Raw genomic sequence first — 17,604 nt, forward strand, 5'->3', positions numbered from 1 at the left:
CGCAGTGGAATAAACATGCCGCGCACTGGCGGTGCCGTCGGTGGGCTTTTATCCTTCGCCGCTCATACCGTTTGGCGAAGCATTCGATGGGTTCTGCCGTTTCCGCGCGCATTCTGTTCCCGGCGCTCGGCCTGCTGCTGCTGGTCGCGCTCTGGCTGTCGCTGGCGCTGGGGCCGCTGAGCCTGCCGCTGGGGGATACCCTGCGTGCCGTCCTGCGACTGCTCGGGCTGCCGCTGGCCGCGGATGGGCTGGAGCAGGCCGAACTGATCGTCGCGCAGCTCCGCTTGCCGCGGGCGCTTCTGGGGCTCGCGGGCGGAGCGGTGCTGGCCTTGTCCGGGGTGGCGATGCAGGGCCTGTTTCGCAACCCGTTGGCGGACCCGGGTTTGATCGGCGTGTCCAGCGGGGCGGCGCTGGGCGCGGCGGCGGCCATCGTCGGCGGTGCGTTGCTGGGCGGGCTGCCGGCGATAGTCGAGCCCTATGTGCTGTCGCTGTCGGCGTTCCTGGGCGGGCTCGGCGTGACCCTGCTGGTCTATCGCCTCGGACGCCGGGACGGCCAGACCCATGTCGCCACGATGCTGCTCGCCGGCATCGCGCTCACGGCGCTGGCCGGCGCCTCGATCGGGCTGTTTACCTACCTGGCCGACGATGCCACCTTGCGCTCGCTGACCTTCTGGAACCTCGGCAGCCTGAGCGGCGCCAGCTATGGGCGCATGTGGCCGTTGCTGCTGGTCACCGGCGCGGTGGCGCTGTGGTTACCGCGCCGGGCCAAGGCACTGAATGCATTGCTGCTCGGCGAATCCGAAGCGCGCCACCTCGGGTTCGACGTCGAACGCATCAAGCGCGAGCTGGTGATCTGTACCGCCCTGGGGGTCGGTGCTGCCGTGGCTGCCGCGGGGCTGATCGGCTTCGTCGGCCTGGTGGTTCCGCACTTGATGCGCCTGCTGGTGGGGCCGGATCACCGTGTCCTGCTGCCGGCTTCGGCGTTGGCTGGCGCCAGCCTGCTGCTGCTCGCCGATATCGTTGCGCGCATGTTGCTGATCCCGGCGGAGCTGCCGATCGGCATCGTCACCGCGTTGCTCGGTGCGCCGTTCTTCCTCTACCTGCTGCTGCGAGGGCGAGCCTGATGCTGCGTGCCGAAGGGGTGACAGTCCGGCGTGGCGCCATAACGGCACTGCAAGGGATTCATCTGGACTTGCCGGCGGGCCAGGTGTTCGGCGTGCTCGGCCCGAACGGCGCGGGCAAGAGCACCCTGCTCGGCGCTCTTTGCGGCGAGCTTGCCTGCAGCACCGGGCAGGTCCTGCTGCACGGGCGCCCGCTCGATGGCTGGCCGGACATCGAGCGGGCACGGCGGCTGGCGGTGCTGCCGCAGAGTTCGAGCCTGAACTTCGCCTTTCGTGTCGAGGATGTGGTCGCAATGGGGCGATTGCCCCATTGCAGCGGGCGGGCGGCGGATGCACGGATCGTCGAGGCGGCTCTTGCGACAGCTGATGCGCTGCATCTTGCCGCACGCAGCTACCTCACCCTGTCCGGTGGCGAGCGCCAGCGGGTTCATCTGGCGCGGGTCTTGGCGCAACTCTGGCCGGGCGCCGAAGGGCAGGTTCTGCTGCTCGACGAGCCGACCTCGATGCTCGATCCGGCGCACCAGCACAGCATTCTCCAGGCTGCCAGGCGTTTCGCCGCGCAAGGGGCGGCGGTGCTGGTTGTCCTGCACGACCTGAATCTGGCCGCGCGCTACTGCGATCGCCTGCTGCTGCTCGCGGAGGGGCGCGCCCAGGCCAGCGGGACGCCGCAGGAGGTCTTGCGTGCCGAGCCGCTGCGCGCGGTATTCGGCCTGGAGGTCCTGGTGCAGCGCCATCCGGAGCGCGGCCATCCCTTGATCATCGCCCGCTGAGGAGTTCGCCGTGCGCCTTTTGTTGCTGTTGGTCCTGAGTCTGCTGGCCGCCTGCCATTCGCTGCCGGAGCTGCCTGAGTGGCAGAGCCCCGAAGGGCGCGAACATGCCGACCTCGGTTCGATCGTCGACCTGCGCAGCGGCGCAACGCTGACGCCAGGGCAGTTGCTGGCCCGGCTGGAGAATGCCGAGCGATTGCTGGTCGGCGAGCGCCACGACAATCCGGATCATCATGCCTTGCAGCTATGGCTGCTGCAGGCCCTGGCCGAGCGCCGCGCGCAGGGCAGCCTGTTGCTGGAGATGCTCACGCCGGAGCAGCAGGCGCGGGTGGACACAGTCAGGGGCGACGTGCGCGAGGGCCGCATGGCGGACGATCTGCCCGCCGCACTGGCATGGCAGGACGGCTGGGACTGGCAGCTCTACGGCCCGCTCGTGCGCCATGCGCTGGCGCAGTCCTATCCGTTGCTGTATGCCAACCTGGGGCGTGAGGACATCACCGCTCTCTATCGCGCCGCGCGGCAAGTGAATGGGCGGGCCAGCGGGGCGAGTGCGGTGCGTGATGCATTGCGGGCCCAGATCAGGGCGTCGCATTGCGACATGCTGCCCGAATCGCAGCTGCCGGCGATGCTCGCGGTGCAGCAGCAACGCGATCGGCGCATGGCCGAGCGCCTGCAGGTCGCGCCGAAGCCGGCCATGTTGCTGGCCGGGGCCTTCCATGTGCGGCGCGATCTGGGCGTGCCGCTGCATCTGGAGGATTTGTCCGCCGGCGCGGCGCAGGTCTTGGTGCTCGCCGAGGTGGGCGAGCGGGTATCGGCCGAGCAGGCCGATTTCGTCTGGTATACGCCGGCCCAGAAAGAGCAGGACCATTGCGAGCAGCTGCGCACGCGCAAGCCATGACGGGATGTTCGATGGCGGCGACTTTTCCGCAGGCAAAAAAAGACCCGGCAGAGCCGGGTCAAAACCGTGATTAGCCTGATGAGGAGATAACCTGAAGACCCGACTGCCTGGAGTCTTCAGCTATCGACTGACCTCGCGATCAGTTGTGTTAATAATAACAATTCTCATTTGTGTGTCAACCGCCTTTCTAAAAATATTCTCCGCGTTCCCGGGCGGCCCGTTTGGGGCTATGCCGGTACGCCGACCCGCAGCTGGGTGACTTCCTTGTTCAGCAGGTCGATGCGGCGGGCCATGCTTTCGATGAGGCTGTGGGCGATGCGCGGGTTGCTCTGCGTCAGCCCCAGGAACTGCTCCTTGGGGATGACCATCACCGTGCAGGGTTCGCGGGCGATCACCGTGGCGCTGCGGCGCTCGCGGGTGAAGACGGCCATGGCACCGAAGATCTCGTCCTTCTGTACGTCGCCAACCTTCTGCCCATCGACGATGGCATCGGCCTGGCCTTCGATGATGATGAAGACGTTGTCCGCTTCGTCGCCCTGGCGGATCAGCTCCTCGCCGGCGGCGAAGTGCTTGAAACCGGTGGCAGGACGGATTTCCGGCTGCTTGAGGCGGGCGAGGGCATCGGAGAGCAGTGCGGTGTGGCCGATCAGGTACTGGGTGAACAGTTCCTGGCGGTGTTCGTCGGCGTGAATGTGCTGGAAGACCGCGCTGCGCGCGTAAGGCATCAGCCTGAGCGGCTCGTCGCTGCAATAACGCCACTCCGGCAGCTCGCTGCCCTGACGCAGGCCGATCAGGTCGCCTTCCTGCAGGTAGAACAGCGGCTTGGCGTCGATCAGGGCGTGCAGCAGGCCGGCTTCGATGATGAACAGCTGTTGTGCCGGAAGCTCGGCGCACAGATTCTCGGTGTGCTTCAGTTCGATGCTCGGGCCGGAGGGCTGCAGGCCTTCCAGCAACTGAGCGGGGATTCCTTGCAGGCGGTTGATCAGGCGATCGGCGTAGGCCGGTTGCTCCCCGAGTAAATACATGTCGGCAAATCCTTGAACGAACGGGCGGGCGATGGGCAGGGACTCTCTCGCGCACAATAGGCTCGGCCGCAGGGCCGAGTAAATCCTGTGCCGTGGAGGTTGTGAGCTAGCTCTTGTTGTCGTGCCCGCCGTTCAGATGACGGTTCAGCTCTTCCTTGAGGGGCGTGGGCAGTTCCTGCCAGGGCAGGTCGCGCAAGGCGCCCTCGATTGCGTACAGCAAAACCCGGGAGGCGCCGAAACCGCGTGCCTTGACGGCCCTATAGGAGCTGACCGAGCCCAGTCGCCTGAGGTCTTCCGCCGTGTGGATGCCCGATGCGTGCAGCCATTGCACCGAGGTTTTGCCGAGATTTCGCAGAGTGAGCAGTTCATCGTGCATGGCGGCATCCTTACGGTGTTAAGGGCTGTCGGCGAGCCCTAGCGGTTTGGGTAGCCTGTCAGGAAGTGTAGCGGCCAGCGAATCCGCCGCTGGCGGTCCGGCTGGCCCCAGGCGGCTGCCAGTTGTGGCTCCAGCCGCGCCACGGGGTCCTCGCCGTTGACCCGTTGCCATTTCTTCACGGCGGACCAGGTGCGCAGATAGCCGGTGAGCTGATGGAGATTCCATTGCGCCTCGAGGGCGAAGGCGGGCGTTTCGATGCCTGCGAAGGGCAGCTGGATGTCGCGGTAGCCGGCGTCCACGCTGGCGCGCCCGTCCGGCCAGTAGCCGGCGAGGGTCGTGGCGTACAGCTGCTGGATGATGTCGTCCAATGCCGGCGTGATCTGCAGCAGGCTGTAGCACCAGGCGCAGAACAGGCCGTCCGGCTTCAGCGCCAGGCGCGCCTGGGCGAAGAACTCGGGGGTGGCGAACCAGTGCAGCGCCTGGGCGACCACCAGCAGATCCAGTTGCGCAGGTTTCAGGGGCAGTTGCTCGGCTTCGGCAACGAAGCGTTGCACGCCTGGCCAGCAGCGTTCGGCAGACAGCTGCTGCGGGCTCGCATCGCAGGCGAGCACCTGCCGGAAATGCCGGGTCAGCGGCAGGCTGGCCTGGCCGTTGCCGGCGGCCAGGTCCAGCGCCAGGTCGGTGCTCGTGCACTGATGCGCCAGCCAGGCGAACAGCGGTTCGGGGTAGGTGGGACGGAATCGGGCGTAGTCGTCGGAGTGCGCCGAGAACAGCTGGACGCTGTCGCTGGCCGGGCGGGGTGCCCGGGGTTCGCTGGCAGACATATTGGCTTCCCGCGGTTGATTATCGGCAGTATAGAAGCACCGCCGCGCTCTGCGTGCGGCGGTGCCTTCCGCTCAGAGCCCGGGCAGGTGCTGGCGGATGCTGGCGACCAGGTCGTCGAGGCTGCCGGCGTTCTGTGTATCGACCCGGCGGCTGTGCGTCAGCTCGCTTTCGCTCAGGGCCTCACGGCTGGCGCGCTGGGCCTGGACGACTTCCAGAGTGGCATCCGAAGGATCGCCGCCTTCGGCCTGGCGTTGCGCCAGCCATTGCGCGATCACCGCATCGGGCGCCTCGCAGTCGAGGATCAGGAAGGGCACGCCGGTGGATTCGGCGATCTGCCACGCCGCCTGGCGCTGCGGTTGCTTGAGGTAGGCCGCATCGATCACCACGGAGAAGCCGGCCTGCAGGGCGGCCTTGGCGAGCTGGTGCAGGCGCTGGTAGGTCGCCTCGCTGGCCTGCTGGCTATAGATGCCGGTGTCGAGCTGGCCTTGCTGGGCCTGCGGTTGTTCGCCATGCAGGCGCTTGCGTTCGACATCCGAGCGCAGGCGCACTGCGCCCAATGCCTCGACCAGGCGCAGGGCGACGTGGCTCTTGCCGACGGCGGACACGCCATGGGTGATCGCCAGGAAGCGCGAGGGAATGGCGCTGTAGCTTTCCGCCAGGTTGGCATAGCTGCGGTACTGGCGCAGGACCACCTTGCGCTGCACCGCGTCCTGCTCCTGGTACAGGCGGAACAGGCTGACCTTGGCGCGCACCAGGGCACGGTAGGCCTTGTACAGGTTGAGCAGCTCCAGTGCGGCGTAGTCGCCGGTGCGTTCGAGCCAGCCGTTGATGAAGCGCCGGGCCTGGCACTTGAGGCCGCGGTCCTCGAGGTCCATGGCGAGGAACGCGGCATCCGAGGCGATGTCGATCAGGCGGAATGGCTCGTTGAACTCGATGCAGTCGAACAGCACCACCTTGTCGTCGATCAGGGTCGCGTTGCCGAGGTGCAGGTCGCCGTGGCACTCGCGGATGAAGCCCTGCTGGCAACGCTGATCGAGCAGCGGACCCAGGCGCAGGATGCTGGTTTCGGTCCAGTCCTCCAGCGCGTCGAGCTGCTGCAGGTCGGCCGCTTCGCTGAGCAGCGGGCGGATCTGCTCGAAGTTCTGCCGCATCGGCGCGACGATCGCCTCGGCGCTGTTCAAGGCGTGGTCGGCCGGGACGTGGGGCGTGTTCAGGTGGAAGCGGGCGATCTGTTCGGCCAGCGCGTCGATGTGCGCGTCGGTCAGTTCGCCGCGCGCCTGCACCTCGGCCAGCAGCTGGGTTTGCGGGAATTCGCGCATCTTCAAGACGTATTCGAAGGGCTCGCCCGCGCCGTCGATCACTGGCGCTTCCGCAGAGCCGCTGATCGGCAGCACCTGCAGGTAGAGCTCGGGCGCCATGCGCTGGTTCAGCCGCAGCTCCTCCTCGCAGAAACGCTTGCGCGCCGCGAGGGTGGTGAAGTCGAGAAAGCCGAAGTCGACCGGCTTCTTGATCTTGTAGGCATAGGCGCCGGTCAGGATCACCCAGGAGATGTGCGTCTCGATGACCCGGAAGCCCTCGACGGGATGCGGGTACAGGGCAGGGTTCTGCAGGGCAGCGATCAGTGTCTGGCTCACGGTCTTTCCTTGTTGAATTTCTTGGACGGGGCGTGCGAGTCCTCTGCGAAGCAGTCCACACAGTCGAAAAGTCGCTGGCATTATGGCCGTTGGGCGTTGCGCTGCAAACCGCCGAGAGGCCGTCTGTCCGCTGCGGCAAAGTGCGTATAATGCGCCGCCATGACTAAATCCCGCTCCCCTCGTACCCGCTCGAAACGCCGCTCCGGCGGGGCCCGCCCCTGGCTGGGCTGGGCGATCAAGCTTTCCATCGTCGGCCTGGTGATCCTCGCCGGCTTCGCAATCTATCTGGATGCCGTGGTGCAGGAGAAATTCTCCGGCAAACGCTGGACGATCCCCGCCAAGGTCTATGCGCGGCCGCTGGAGTTGTTCGTCGGGCAGAAGCTGGACAAGAACGATTTCCTCGCCGAACTCGATGCCTTGGGTTATCGCCGCGAAAAGGCGGTGAGCGGCCCGGGCGGTGCCTCGGTGGCCGGCAACAATGTGGAACTGCACACCCGGGGCTTCCAGTTCTATGAAGGCAACGAAGAATCGCAGCGGCTGCGGGTGCGCTTCTCCGGTGACTTCGTCGCCGGGCTGAATCGCGCCAACGGCGGCGAGCTGCCGGTCGCGCGGCTGGAGCCGGTGCTGATCGGCGGCCTGTATCCGGCGCACAACGAAGACCGCATCCTGATCAAGCTCGACCAGGTGCCGCCGTACCTGGTGGAAACGCTGGTGGCTGTCGAGGACCGGGAGTTCTTCCATCACTTCGGCGTCTCGCCCAAGTCGATCGCGCGCGCGGTCTGGGTCAACCTGACCGCCGGCCAGGTGCGCCAGGGTGGCAGCACCCTGACCCAGCAGCTGGTGAAGAACTTCTACCTGACCAACGAGCGCAGCCTCAGCCGCAAGGCCACCGAGGCGATGATGGCCGTGCTGCTGGAACTGCATTACGACAAGCAGGAAATCCTCGAGGCCTACCTCAACGAGGTGTTCCTCGGCCAGGATGGCCGCCGGGCGATCCACGGCTTCGGCCTGGCCAGCCAGTACTTCTTCGGCCAGCCGCTGGCCGAGCTGAAGCTGCCGCAGGTGGCGCTGCTGGTCGGCATGGTCAAGGGGCCGACCTACTACAACCCGCGGCGCAACCCGGAGCGGGCGCTGGAGCGGCGCAACCTGGTGCTCGATCTGCTGGCCGAACAGCAGGTGGTCAGCGTCGAGGAGGCGGCGAAGGCCAAGCAGGCGCCGCTGGGTGTGACCCAGCGCGGCAGCCTGGCCGACAGCTCGTATCCGGCGTTCCTCGACCTGGTCAAGCGCCAGCTGCGCCAGGACTATCGCGACGAGGACCTGACCGAGGAAGGCCTGCGTGTATTCACCAGCTTCGACCCGATCCTCCAGCTGAAAGCAGAGCAGGCCATGAGCGAGACTCTCAAGCGCCTTGGCAAGAATACCGAAGGGATCGAGGGCGCGATGATGGTGACCAATCCGGAGACCGGCGAGATCCAGGCCATGCTCGGCAGTCGCCAGCCCGGCTACGCCGGCTTCAACCGCGCGCTGGATGCGGTGCGGCCGATCGGCTCGCTGATCAAGCCGGCCATCTATCTGGCTGCGCTGGAAAAACCCAGCCAGTACACGCTGACCAGCCTGCTGGAAGACGAGCCCTTCTCGGTCAAGGGCGCCGACGGGCAGATTTGGAAGCCGCAGAACTATGGCCGCCAGGCCCATGGCACGGTGTACCTGTACCAGGCGCTGGCCAACTCCTACAACCTGTCCACCGCCCGTCTCGGGCTCGACCTGGGCGTGCCGAACGTGCTCAGGACGCTCGAGCGGCTGGGCGCTTCACCGAAGTGGCCGGCCTACCCGTCGATGCTGCTCGGCGCCGGCGGGCTGCGCCCGATCGAGGTGGCCGGCATGTACCAGACGCTGGCCAGCGGCGGCTTCAATACCCCGTTGCGTGGCATTCGCAGCGTGCTGACCGCCGATGGCGAGCCGCTCAAGCGCTATCCATTCCAGATCCAGCAGCGCTTCGATCCCGGTGCGATCTACCTGACCCAGTACGCGATGCAGCGCGTCATGCGCGAAGGCACCGGCCGTTCGGCCTATAACCGCCTGCCGCAGTCGTTGAACCTGGCCGGCAAGACCGGGACCACCAACGATTCGCGCGACAGCTGGTTCGCCGGCTTCAGCCAGGATCTGCTGGCGGTGGTCTGGCTCGGCCGCGATGACAATGGCAAGACCTCGCTGACCGGCGCCACCGGGGCGCTGCAGGTCTGGACGGATTTCATGCGGCGTGCCGACCCGCTGCCCTTGCAGACCCCGGTGCCGGATAATGTGGCGTACGCTTGGGTGGATGCGCGCAGTGGCCTGGGCACCGACGAGCGTTGCCCGGGCGCGGTGCAGATGCCCTACATCCGTGGCAGCGAACCGGCTCCCGGCCCGGGCTGCGGTATCCAGGCTCCGGTGGAGTCGGTCATGGACTGGGTGCGCGGTTGGCTGCAATAGGCCGGCCTGCGTTGCGCCCCGGCTGTTTAGTGAAGAGGTCTGAATAGTGAACAAGCAATGGATGACTGTTCTGGCGGCCGTCGCCCTGATGCAAGGCTGTGCCACCGTCGATCGCCGGGCGATCCCGGTCGTCGACGCCGGGGCGCCGGTCTCCGAAGAGCTGGCGGCGCGCCAGGGCTATCGTGCCCCGGCTGCTCCCGTGGCGGCACCGCAACAGCGGGAGGAGGACTCGGGCGTCGTGGTGATGGTGCCCCAGGGCGGCTCGGCCCCCCTGCAAACCTTCGCCGCACCGGACAGCGCATTTTCCGGGACGATCGATTCGGGCAGCGCGGCGCAGCCGGCCTGGCAGCCTGCGCCGTCGATCTCCGCGCCGGCCAGCGCGCCTGCGCCGAGCATGCCCAGCGGGATTCCCTCCTCCGGCAGTGGCCTGGCGGCCGACGAGCAGCTCGACGGACCGGTGCTGGCGCTGCTGACCACCGCCCAGCAACAGCAGGGCGGCGGTGACCTGAATGGTGCCGCTTCCAGCCTGGAACGCGCCCAGCGCATTGCCCCGCGCGAGCCGCAGGTGCTCTATCGGCTGGCACAGGTGCGATTGGCGCAGGGCGATGCGGTGCAGGCCGAGCAGCTCTCCCGCCGTGCGCTGAGTTATTCCAGCGGGCGTCCTGCGCTGCAGGCGAGTCTCTGGGAGCTGATCGCGCAGTCGCGTGAGCGCCAGGGCGATACGGCGGGCGCCGCGCAGGCCCGTGAGCGGGCCAAGGTCAACCTGTGATGGATGCGCGTTTGCCGGCGGTGGCGCAGCAGCTGTTGCTGATCGAGCGCGAACTGCGCGTGCTCGGGCTATGGGCGGCGGCGCCGCCGTCGCCGGAGGCGCTCGCCAGCAGCGAGCCCTTCTGCGTCGATACGCTGCCATTCGAGCAGTGGCTGCAATGGATCTTCCTGCCGCGGATGAAGACGATCGTCGAGGCGGGGCTACCGCTGCCGGCGGCTTCCGGTATCCATGCGATGGCGGAAATGGTCTATCGCGAGCGGCAGGTGGCGGGGCTGCTGGAGGCGTTGCTGCGGTTCGATGAGCTGATCGTGAACGCCTGACGCCGCTCGAACGGACTGGGGCGCCTCGCTTGTTGCGCCCCCGATGGAGGAGTGGCCGCGGTACCGCGGGCGCGGCCGCATCAATTGCAGTTTTCTGCGATTTTCTCTTGGGTTTCCGTGATGCGGGCCTGGCGCTCCTCCTCGGTGATGCGTCGGACTTCGCCGTTTTCCTCGACTCGCACGCGCGGGTTGTTCTGCAGTTGCGCCAGGTTGGTGCGCAGCGTCTCGCAGTAGCGCTTGCGCTCGGCCTCCTGCTCGGCCACCTGCTGCTTGACCTGGCGGTCGATGCTGCGCTGATCCGGCTCAGCGGCGGGCTCGCCCTGCGGCGCCGCTGCCGGCCTTGCCGGGGCGGTCACCGTGTTGACGGTTTCCGCTTGCTGGCCCTGGGGCGGCTGTGCACCGAAATGCGTGACCCCCTGGGCATCCACCCATTTGTATACCTGGGCGGCCATGGCCGTACTGCTCAGCGCCAGCAGCAGGCCGCCGGCAAGAAACATGAATCGCATGCTGTTACCTTCGTCTGGATCGGAAACCGGCTGCCACTATACCCAAAACCCCCGGCGCTGCTTCTGCACCGCGTCACAGCCGAAAGCGCTCGAGCGCAACGGCGGGCTTGACTTGCCGCTGCCGAATCCGAACAATCCGAGGCTTGCTGTCCTGAGTCGCCTCGCCGCAAGCGATACCGGCTCAGTCTAGACAGACATGAGGTGCTACCCGCGCCGACCTGCATCACCCGCAACGCGTTACCTCGCGCTGGGTGGAGAGCCCGCGACACCAGGGACTCTTCCAATACTGGCTCAGTCAGTGGCTGACGTAGTCGGCGACCACCGTCGCTCATGCCCTGCTGGCAGTAAACCTTTTCTGGCGGCTCCGGCTTGGACCGCTATCTGGCGTTCAGAGGTGAACAACGTGGAACTCTTATCCGGCGCTGAAATGGTCGTCCGCTTCCTGCGTGACGAAGGCGTTAAGTACATCTACGGGTACCCGGGCGGTGCCGTTCTGCATATCTACGATGCGCTTTTCAAAGAGAAGTCCATCGAGCACATCCTGGTTCGTCACGAGCAGGCCGCCACCCACATGGCCGATGGCTACGCGCGCGCGACCGGCAAGGCTGGCGTGGTGCTGGTGACCTCCGGTCCTGGGGCGACCAATGCCATCACCGGTATCGCCACCGCCTTCATGGACTCGATCCCGATGGTGGTCATCTCCGGTCAGGTGCCCAGCACCATGGTGGGCACCGACGCCTTCCAGGAAACCGACATGATCGGCATCTCCCGGCCCATCGTGAAGCACAGCTTCATGATCAAGCATCCTTCGGAAATCCCCGAAGTGATGAAGAAGGCGTTCTACCTCGCTGAGTCCGGTCGCCCAGGGCCGGTTGTCATCGACATTCCGAAAGACATGACCAACCCGGCCGAAAAATTCGAATACGTCTACCCGAAGAAGGCCAAGCTGCGTTCGTACAGCCCGGCCGTGCGCGGGCATTCGGGCCAGATTCGCAAGGCGGCGGAATTGCTGCTGGGCGCCAAGCGGCCGATCATCTACGCCGGTGGCGGCGTGGTCCTGGGCAAGGCCTCGGCGCAACTGACCGAGCTGGCGAAGATGCTCAACCTGCCGGTGACCAACACCCTGATGGGCCTGGGGTGCTATCCGGGCAGCGACCGCCAGTTCGTCGGCATGCTCGGCATGCACGGTAGCTACACCGCCAACCTGGCGATGCATCACTCCGACGTGATCCTGGCCGTCGGTGCGCGTTTCGACGATCGCGTGATCAACGGTGCGACCAAGTTCTGCCCGAACGCCAAGATCATCCATATCGACATCGATCCGGCGTCGATCTCCAAGACCATCAAGGCGGACATCCCGATCGTCGGCCCGGTGGACAGCGTGCTCACCGAGATGGTCGCCATCGTCAAGGAAATCGGTCAGGCGCCGAATGCCGAGACCGTGGCCAGCTGGTGGAAGCAGATCGACGAGTGGCGCGGCAACGGCCGGCTGTTCCCCTACAACGAGGGCGATGGTTCGATCATCAAGCCGCAGGCCGCCATCGAGGCGCTCTGCGAAGTGACCAGGGGCGAGGCCTATGTAGCCTCGGACGTTGGTCAGCATCAGATGTTCGCCTGCCAGTACTACAAGTTCGACAAGCCCAACCGCTGGCTCAACTCGGGCGGCCTCGGCACCATGGGCTTCGGTCTGCCGGCAGCCATGGGCGTCAAGCTGAATTTCCCCGAAGCCGATGTCGCGGTGGTGACGGGCGAGGGCAGCATCCAGATGAACATCCAGGAGCTGTCCACCTGTTTGCAGTACGACCTACCGGTGAAGATCATCAACCTCAACAACGGTGCGCTGGGCATGGTCCGCCAGTGGCAGGACATGGTGTACAACAGTCGCTACTCGCACTCGTACATGGAGTCGCTGCCGGACTTCGTCAAGCTGGCCGAGGCCTACGGCCACGTCGGCATGCGCATCACCGAGCTCAAGGATCTCAAGCCGATGATGGAAGAGGCGTTCGCCATGAAGAATCGCCTGGTCTTCCTGGATATCGCCGTCGACACCGCCGAGCACGTCTATCCGATGCAGATCAAGGATGGTGCGATGCGTGACATGTGGCTGAGCAAGACGGAGCGGACCTGACCATGAGACACATCATTTCCCTGTTGATGGAAAACGAACCGGGTGCGCTGTCCCGTGTGGTCGGCCTGTTTTCCCAGCGCAACTACAATATCGAGAGCCTGACCGTCGCGCCGACCGAAGATCCGACTCTGTCGCGTCTAACGTTGACCACCGTCGGGCACGAGGAGGTGATCGAGCAGATCACCAAGAACCTCAACAAGCTGGTGGAAGTCGTCAAGCTGGTGGATCTGTCGGAGAGCGCGCATATCGAGCGCGAGCTGATGCTGATCAAGGTCAAGGCCACCGGTGCCCAGCGCGCCGAGGTCAAACGCACCACGGATATTTTCCGCGGGCAGATCGTCGATGTGACCACCAGCGTCTATACCATCCAGCTGGCCGGAACCAGCGACAAGCTGGACAGCTTCATCCAGGCCATCGGCACCGCGTCGATCCTGGAAGTCGTACGCAGCGGCGTCACCGGGATTTCCCGGGGCGACAAGGTCCTGAGTATCTAACGGCTGGCGGGCGTGTCCGTCCGACAGTCAGCAACGTTTTATCGAATGGCCCACGAGGCCGGCAATAGGGGTAGTTCATGAAGGTTTCTTACGATAAAGACTGCGATCTTTCCATCATCCAGGGCAAGAAGGTCGCCATCATCGGTTACGGCTCCCAGGGCCATGCCCATGCCTGCAACCTGAAGGACTCCGGTGTCGACGTCACCGTCGGCCTGCGTCCGGGTTCCACTTCCATCGCCAAGGCCGAAGCGCATGGCCTGAAGGTCAGCGACGTGCCGGCCGCGGTCGCCGCCGCCGATCTGGTGATGATCCTCACCCCCGACGAGTTCCAGGGCCGCCTGTACAAGGACGAGATCGAGCCGAACCTGAAGCAGGGCGCCACCCTGGCCTTCGCCCACGGCTTCTCGATCCACTACAACCAGGTCGTGCCGCGTGCCGATCTGGACGTGATCATGATCGCGCCTAAGGCCCCGGGCCACACCGTACGCTCCGAATTCGTCAAGGGTGGCGGCATTCCGGACCTGATCGCGGTCTACCAGGACGCTTCCGGCAATGCGCGCAACGTCGCGCTGTCCTACGCCTGCGGCGTGGGCGGTGGTCGTACCGGCATCATCGAGACCACCTTCAAGGACGAGACCGAGACCGACCTGTTCGGCGAGCAGGCCGTGCTCTGCGGTGGTTGCGTCGAGCTGGTCAAGGCCGGTTTCGAAACCCTGGTCGAAGCCGGCTACGCCCCGGAAATGGCCTATTTCGAGTGCCTGCACGAGCTGAAGCTGATCGTCGACCTGATGTTCGAAGGCGGCATCGCCAACATGAACTACTCGATTTCCAACAACGCCGAGTACGGTGAATACGTCACCGGTCCGGAAGTCATCAACGCCGAATCCCGTGCTGCCATGCGCAATGCCCTCAAGCGCATCCAGGACGGCGAGTACGCCAAGATGTTCATCACCGAAGGCGCCGCCAACTACCCGTCCATGACGGCCTATCGTCGCAACAACGCGGCGCATGGCATCGAAGTGGTCGGTGAGAAGCTGCGTGCGATGATGCCCTGGATCGCGGCCAACAAGATCGTCGACAAGAGCAAGAACTGATCGTCGTTCCGCTGGAGAAAAACGCGGCCTTGGCCGCGTTTTTTCGTTCTGCCCGCCAGGCATCTGGTATAAATCACGGGCTTGGCCGGGCTGAACCGCGTATCCCCTGGCCTGGTCGAAATTATCCGTACCTGTTGTAAAGGTGATTGTGCATGAGTGAACAAGCTGAAGAGCCGAACAAGCCAGTCGAGCCGGAAAGCATCCTGCCGATCGACGAGCATGTCGAGGAGACCCAGGAGCCCGACGGCCGCAAGGTGCGTCACCGGGGCATCTACCTGTTACCCAACCTGTTCACTACCGCCAACCTCTTTGCCGGCTTCTTTTCCATCATTACCGCCATCAACGGCAATTTCTACGTGGCTGCCGCGACGGTATTCGTCGCCATGGTGCTGGACAGCCTGGATGGCCGGGTCGCCCGCCTGACCAATACCCAGAGCGCCTTCGGCGCCGAATACGACTCGCTGTCGGACATGGTCGCCTTCGGCCTGGCGCCTGCGGTGCTCGCGTACGAGTGGGCGCTGTCCGAATTGGGCAACGTCGGACTCACCGTGGCCTTCATCTATGTAGCTTGCGCGGCTCTGCGCCTGGCGCGCTTCAATACCCAGATCGGCAAGGTCGACAAGCGCTGGTTCATCGGACTGGCCAGCCCCGCCGCCGCCGGGGTGGTCGCCGGTTGGGTCTGGGCGGTCTGGGCGCTCGACGAGTCGGGGATCCGCGGCGTGGATCTGCCGCTGGTGCTGGTCATGCTCTTCGCACTGATGGTCGCTGCCGCGGGCCTGCTGATGGTCAGCAACATCAAGTACTACAGCTTCAAGGATCTCGATCTCAAGGGGCGGGTGCCTTTCGTCGCCATCCTGGTGGTGGTGCTGGTGTTCGCCGTGGTCTTCAGCGACCCGCCACGAATCCTGCTGTTGATCTTCCTGGCCTATGCCGCTTCCGGTCCGGTGCAGTACCTGATGCAGTTGCGTCGCCGCAAGCGCGCCGAGGGTTGATTTTCTGTCCGGGGCCGCGCCTTATTGGTTCCTTCCGGCCAATATGCGGAGGCCCGCATGCTTATCAAGACTCCCATTTCCGGCGAATGCCATGAGTCAGAGGTGACGCCGGAGGCGGTTTACCTGAATCGCCGCCGGCTGCTCCAGGGGACACTGCTGTCCGTTGCGGCAGCGGGCATATCGCCGTTCGCCAAGGCTGCTGAGCGCTACGAGGGCGTGGAGCCGGCGCCAGCCTCGGCCTGGTTCACTGAAAAGCTGGCCGGGGCTCGTTGGCAGGCGATCGTGGCCCAGGGCGAGGCGATCACGCCTTTTTCCGACGCCACGCATTACAACAACTTCTACGAATTCGGTCCCAACAAGGGCGACCCGGCGCGCCATGCGTCGGCGTTGAAGGTCGAACCCTGGGCGGTGGTCGTCGACGGGGAGGTCGATAACCCCGGGCGCTACTCTCTCGAGGATCTGTTTCCGCAAGGCCGTCTGGAGGAGCGCATCTACCGGCTGCGCTGTGTCGAGGCGTGGTCGATGGTGATTCCCTGGCTGGGCTTTCCCCTGGCCGACCTGATTCGCCGGCTGCAACCTCGTTCTGCCGCCCGGTTCATTCGCTTCGAAACGGCCTACAGGCCCGAGGAGATGCGCGGTACCCGTTCGGGCTTCGCCTTGATCGACTGGCCCTATGTCGAGGGCCTACGCATGGATGAGGCGATGCACCCGTTGACCTTGCTGGCTGTCGGCATGTACGGGCGGGTCCTGCCCAACCAGAACGGTGCGCCTCTGCGCTTGGTCGTACCCTGGAAGTACGGCTTCAAGAGTATCAAGTCGATCGTGCGGATCAGTTTCGTGCGTGATCAGCCGGCGACCACCTGGCAGACGATGGCTCCGCAGGAGTACGGCTTCTACGCGAACGTGAACCCCAAGGTCTCGCATCCGCGCTGGTCCCAGGCGCGCGAGCGTCGCCTTCCCGGCAGCCTGTTCAGTCCTAATTTGCGTGACACGCTGCTGTTCAACGGTTACGCCGAGCAGGTGGCGGGTCTGTATAGCACGATGGATCTCAGCAAGGACTATTGATGCGTTACGCGTGGTGGCGGATCGCGATATTCACCAGCGCGGCAAGCGTGCCTTGTTACTGGCTGGCCCTGGCTTGGCAATTCGCGCTGGGGCCGGATCCCGGCAAGGTGCTGGTCGACAACCTGGGCCAGGGTGCTCTGGTGTTGCTGCTTCTGACCTTGGGGATGACACCTCTGCAACGGGTTACGGGCTGGGGCGGCTGGCTGGCCGTGCGTCGCCAGCTCGGGCTTTGGACGTTCAGCTATGCCCTGCTGCACCTGACCAGCTATCTGTATTTCCTGCTGGGCGGCGAGTTCTCCCGCCTGGGTGAGGAGCTACAGGAGCGGCCATACATTCTGGTTGGCATGCTCGGGTTCCTGGGGTTGACGGCATTGGCACTCACCTCCAATCGATGGAGCATGCGTCGGCTCGGTAAGCGCTGGAAGGCGCTGCACCGACTGATCTATCTGATCGTCATCATCGCACTGCTGCACATGCTCTGGGTCGTTCGGTCAGATGTCGGGCGCTGGTTCCTGTACGCCGGTATCGCCACGATGCTGCTCGCGTTGCGGATTCCGATCGTTGCTATCGCCCTGGGTAAGTTGCAGCGTGGGAAAAAGAAAATCCGTAATAAACCCGAAATAAACGGTTGACGGGGGAAATCAGGTCCCTATAATGCGCACCACTTCCGGCGCAGTCCTCAAGCAAAACCTCTTGTAAATCAAAAGGTTAGCGAAATAAAGAGGTTGCACTGGCGGCGAATTCGAGTAGAATGCGCCGGGCTGGCAGAGGCGGTGGTCGAGTCCTGTCGGTGCTTCGGTCGGTTCGATCGAAAGCGGTTGAAAGAGGTGGTTGACAGTGGTTTTGAACGCTGTATGATTCGCCTCCCGCTGACGAGAGATGCAGGTTGATCGAAGGCGGCAAGCGGTTGAGTAGAAAAGAAATTTTCGAAAAACAGCTTGACAGCGAGAAAGGCTGCTGTAGAATGCGCGGCCTCGGTTGAGACGAAAGACTTGATCGAAACGCTCTTTAACAACTGAATCAAGCAATTCGTGTGGGCGCTTGTGAATGTAAGACTGGTAGTCGCAAGATTATCAGCATCACAAAGCAACACTCGTGAATTCGAGAGTTACTCTTTC

The 17,604-nt window shown here is 64.8% G+C and carries 17 protein-coding genes; 12 read left to right on the forward strand and 5 right to left on the reverse strand.

Annotated elements, in window-relative coordinates; all coding sequences use genetic code 11:
* The first annotated feature begins 86 nt into the window (after nucleotides 1-86).
* Genes CXK94_RS18560 through CXK94_RS18570 form a run of 3 tightly spaced genes read left to right on the forward strand, consistent with a single transcriptional unit; the run spans nucleotide 87 to nucleotide 2,786 of the window.
* Nucleotides 87-1,124, forward strand: a complete 1,038-nt coding sequence (locus CXK94_RS18560; protein ID WP_102895409.1) for a FecCD family ABC transporter permease — start codon at nucleotides 87-89, stop codon at nucleotides 1,122-1,124.
* Complete coding sequence (locus tag CXK94_RS18565) at nucleotides 1,124-1,891, forward strand: heme ABC transporter ATP-binding protein (RefSeq protein ID WP_102895410.1); 768 nt, start codon at nucleotides 1,124-1,126, stop codon at nucleotides 1,889-1,891. The genes CXK94_RS18560 and CXK94_RS18565 overlap by 1 nt, the downstream gene beginning before the upstream one ends.
* A gap of 10 nt (nucleotides 1,892-1,901) precedes the next feature.
* On the forward strand, nucleotides 1,902-2,786 hold the full coding sequence (locus CXK94_RS18570; RefSeq protein ID WP_102895411.1) for a ChaN family lipoprotein: 885 nt from the start codon (nucleotides 1,902-1,904) through the stop codon (nucleotides 2,784-2,786).
* A 227-nt stretch (nucleotides 2,787-3,013) separates the two neighbouring features.
* On the opposite strand, the gene CXK94_RS18575 is transcribed toward CXK94_RS18570, so the two are convergent.
* From CXK94_RS18575 to CXK94_RS18590, 4 genes are all read right to left on the reverse strand, one after another.
* Complete coding sequence (locus CXK94_RS18575; RefSeq protein ID WP_102895412.1) at nucleotides 3,014-3,811, reverse strand: cyclic nucleotide-binding domain-containing protein; 798 nt, start codon at nucleotides 3,809-3,811, stop codon at nucleotides 3,014-3,016.
* Between the two features lie 106 nt (nucleotides 3,812-3,917).
* On the reverse strand, nucleotides 3,918-4,187 hold the full coding sequence (locus CXK94_RS18580) for a TfoX/Sxy family protein (protein ID WP_037043327.1): 270 nt from the start codon (nucleotides 4,185-4,187) through the stop codon (nucleotides 3,918-3,920).
* 38 nt (nucleotides 4,188-4,225) lie between these two features.
* Nucleotides 4,226-5,011, reverse strand: a complete 786-nt coding sequence (locus tag CXK94_RS18585) for a class I SAM-dependent methyltransferase (RefSeq protein ID WP_102895413.1) — start codon at nucleotides 5,009-5,011, stop codon at nucleotides 4,226-4,228.
* A gap of 72 nt (nucleotides 5,012-5,083) precedes the next feature.
* Nucleotides 5,084-6,646 carry an AAA family ATPase gene (locus tag CXK94_RS18590; RefSeq protein ID WP_102895414.1) on the reverse strand — a complete coding sequence of 521 codons (1,563 nt, stop codon included), beginning with the start codon at nucleotides 6,644-6,646 and terminating at the stop codon, nucleotides 5,084-5,086.
* Nucleotides 6,647-6,805: 159 nt separating this feature from the next.
* Between CXK94_RS18590 and mrcB the strand changes: the two genes are divergently transcribed.
* The 3 genes from mrcB (at nucleotide 6,806) to CXK94_RS18605 (ending at nucleotide 10,207) form a co-directional block, all read left to right on the forward strand.
* Nucleotides 6,806-9,118 (forward strand): penicillin-binding protein 1B, encoded by a 2,313-nt coding sequence (mrcB, locus tag CXK94_RS18595; protein WP_102895415.1) that lies wholly within the window; start codon nucleotides 6,806-6,808, stop codon nucleotides 9,116-9,118.
* Between the two features lie 61 nt (nucleotides 9,119-9,179).
* Nucleotides 9,180-9,887, forward strand: coding sequence for a tetratricopeptide repeat protein (locus CXK94_RS18600; protein WP_102895423.1), 708 nt, complete (start codon nucleotides 9,180-9,182; stop codon nucleotides 9,885-9,887).
* Nucleotides 9,887-10,207 carry a YqcC family protein gene (locus CXK94_RS18605; protein WP_102895416.1) on the forward strand — a complete coding sequence of 107 codons (321 nt, stop codon included), beginning with the start codon at nucleotides 9,887-9,889 and terminating at the stop codon, nucleotides 10,205-10,207. The genes CXK94_RS18600 and CXK94_RS18605 overlap by 1 nt, the downstream gene beginning before the upstream one ends.
* 80 nt (nucleotides 10,208-10,287) lie before the next feature.
* On the opposite strand, the gene CXK94_RS18610 is transcribed toward CXK94_RS18605, so the two are convergent.
* A complete protein-coding gene (locus CXK94_RS18610; protein ID WP_102895417.1) occupies nucleotides 10,288-10,713 on the reverse strand; it encodes a DUF4124 domain-containing protein in 426 nt (141 codons plus the stop codon).
* A 403-nt stretch (nucleotides 10,714-11,116) separates the two neighbouring features.
* Here CXK94_RS18610 and CXK94_RS18615 point away from each other — a divergent pair, with 403 nt between their 5' ends.
* From CXK94_RS18615 to msrQ, 6 genes are all read left to right on the forward strand, one after another.
* A complete protein-coding gene (locus tag CXK94_RS18615; RefSeq protein WP_037043341.1) occupies nucleotides 11,117-12,841 on the forward strand; it encodes an acetolactate synthase 3 large subunit in 1,725 nt (574 codons plus the stop codon).
* A 2-nt stretch (nucleotides 12,842-12,843) separates the two neighbouring features.
* Entirely contained in the window at nucleotides 12,844-13,335 is a 492-nt protein-coding gene (gene ilvN / locus CXK94_RS18620) for an acetolactate synthase small subunit (RefSeq protein WP_013983830.1), read from the forward strand.
* A gap of 77 nt (nucleotides 13,336-13,412) precedes the next feature.
* The gene (gene ilvC / locus CXK94_RS18625) at nucleotides 13,413-14,429 is read left to right on the forward strand and encodes a ketol-acid reductoisomerase (RefSeq protein ID WP_037043316.1); all 1,017 of its coding nucleotides are present in this window, start codon (nucleotides 13,413-13,415) and stop codon (nucleotides 14,427-14,429) included.
* A 152-nt stretch (nucleotides 14,430-14,581) separates the two neighbouring features.
* Entirely contained in the window at nucleotides 14,582-15,421 is an 840-nt protein-coding gene (gene pssA / locus CXK94_RS18630) for a CDP-diacylglycerol--serine O-phosphatidyltransferase (protein ID WP_102895418.1), read from the forward strand.
* A 57-nt stretch (nucleotides 15,422-15,478) separates the two neighbouring features.
* On the forward strand, nucleotides 15,479-16,486 hold the full coding sequence (msrP, locus tag CXK94_RS18635; protein WP_102895419.1) for a protein-methionine-sulfoxide reductase catalytic subunit MsrP: 1,008 nt from the start codon (nucleotides 15,479-15,481) through the stop codon (nucleotides 16,484-16,486).
* Nucleotides 16,486-17,118 carry a protein-methionine-sulfoxide reductase heme-binding subunit MsrQ gene (gene msrQ, locus CXK94_RS18640; RefSeq protein ID WP_102895420.1) on the forward strand — a complete coding sequence of 211 codons (633 nt, stop codon included), beginning with the start codon at nucleotides 16,486-16,488 and terminating at the stop codon, nucleotides 17,116-17,118. Before msrP ends, msrQ begins: the two co-directional genes overlap by 1 nt.
* The last annotated feature ends 486 nt before the right edge of the window (nucleotides 17,119-17,604 follow it).

The sequence above is a fragment of the Stutzerimonas stutzeri genome, from assembly GCF_002890915.1.
Classification (GTDB): domain Bacteria; phylum Pseudomonadota; class Gammaproteobacteria; order Pseudomonadales; family Pseudomonadaceae; genus Stutzerimonas; species Stutzerimonas stutzeri_AF.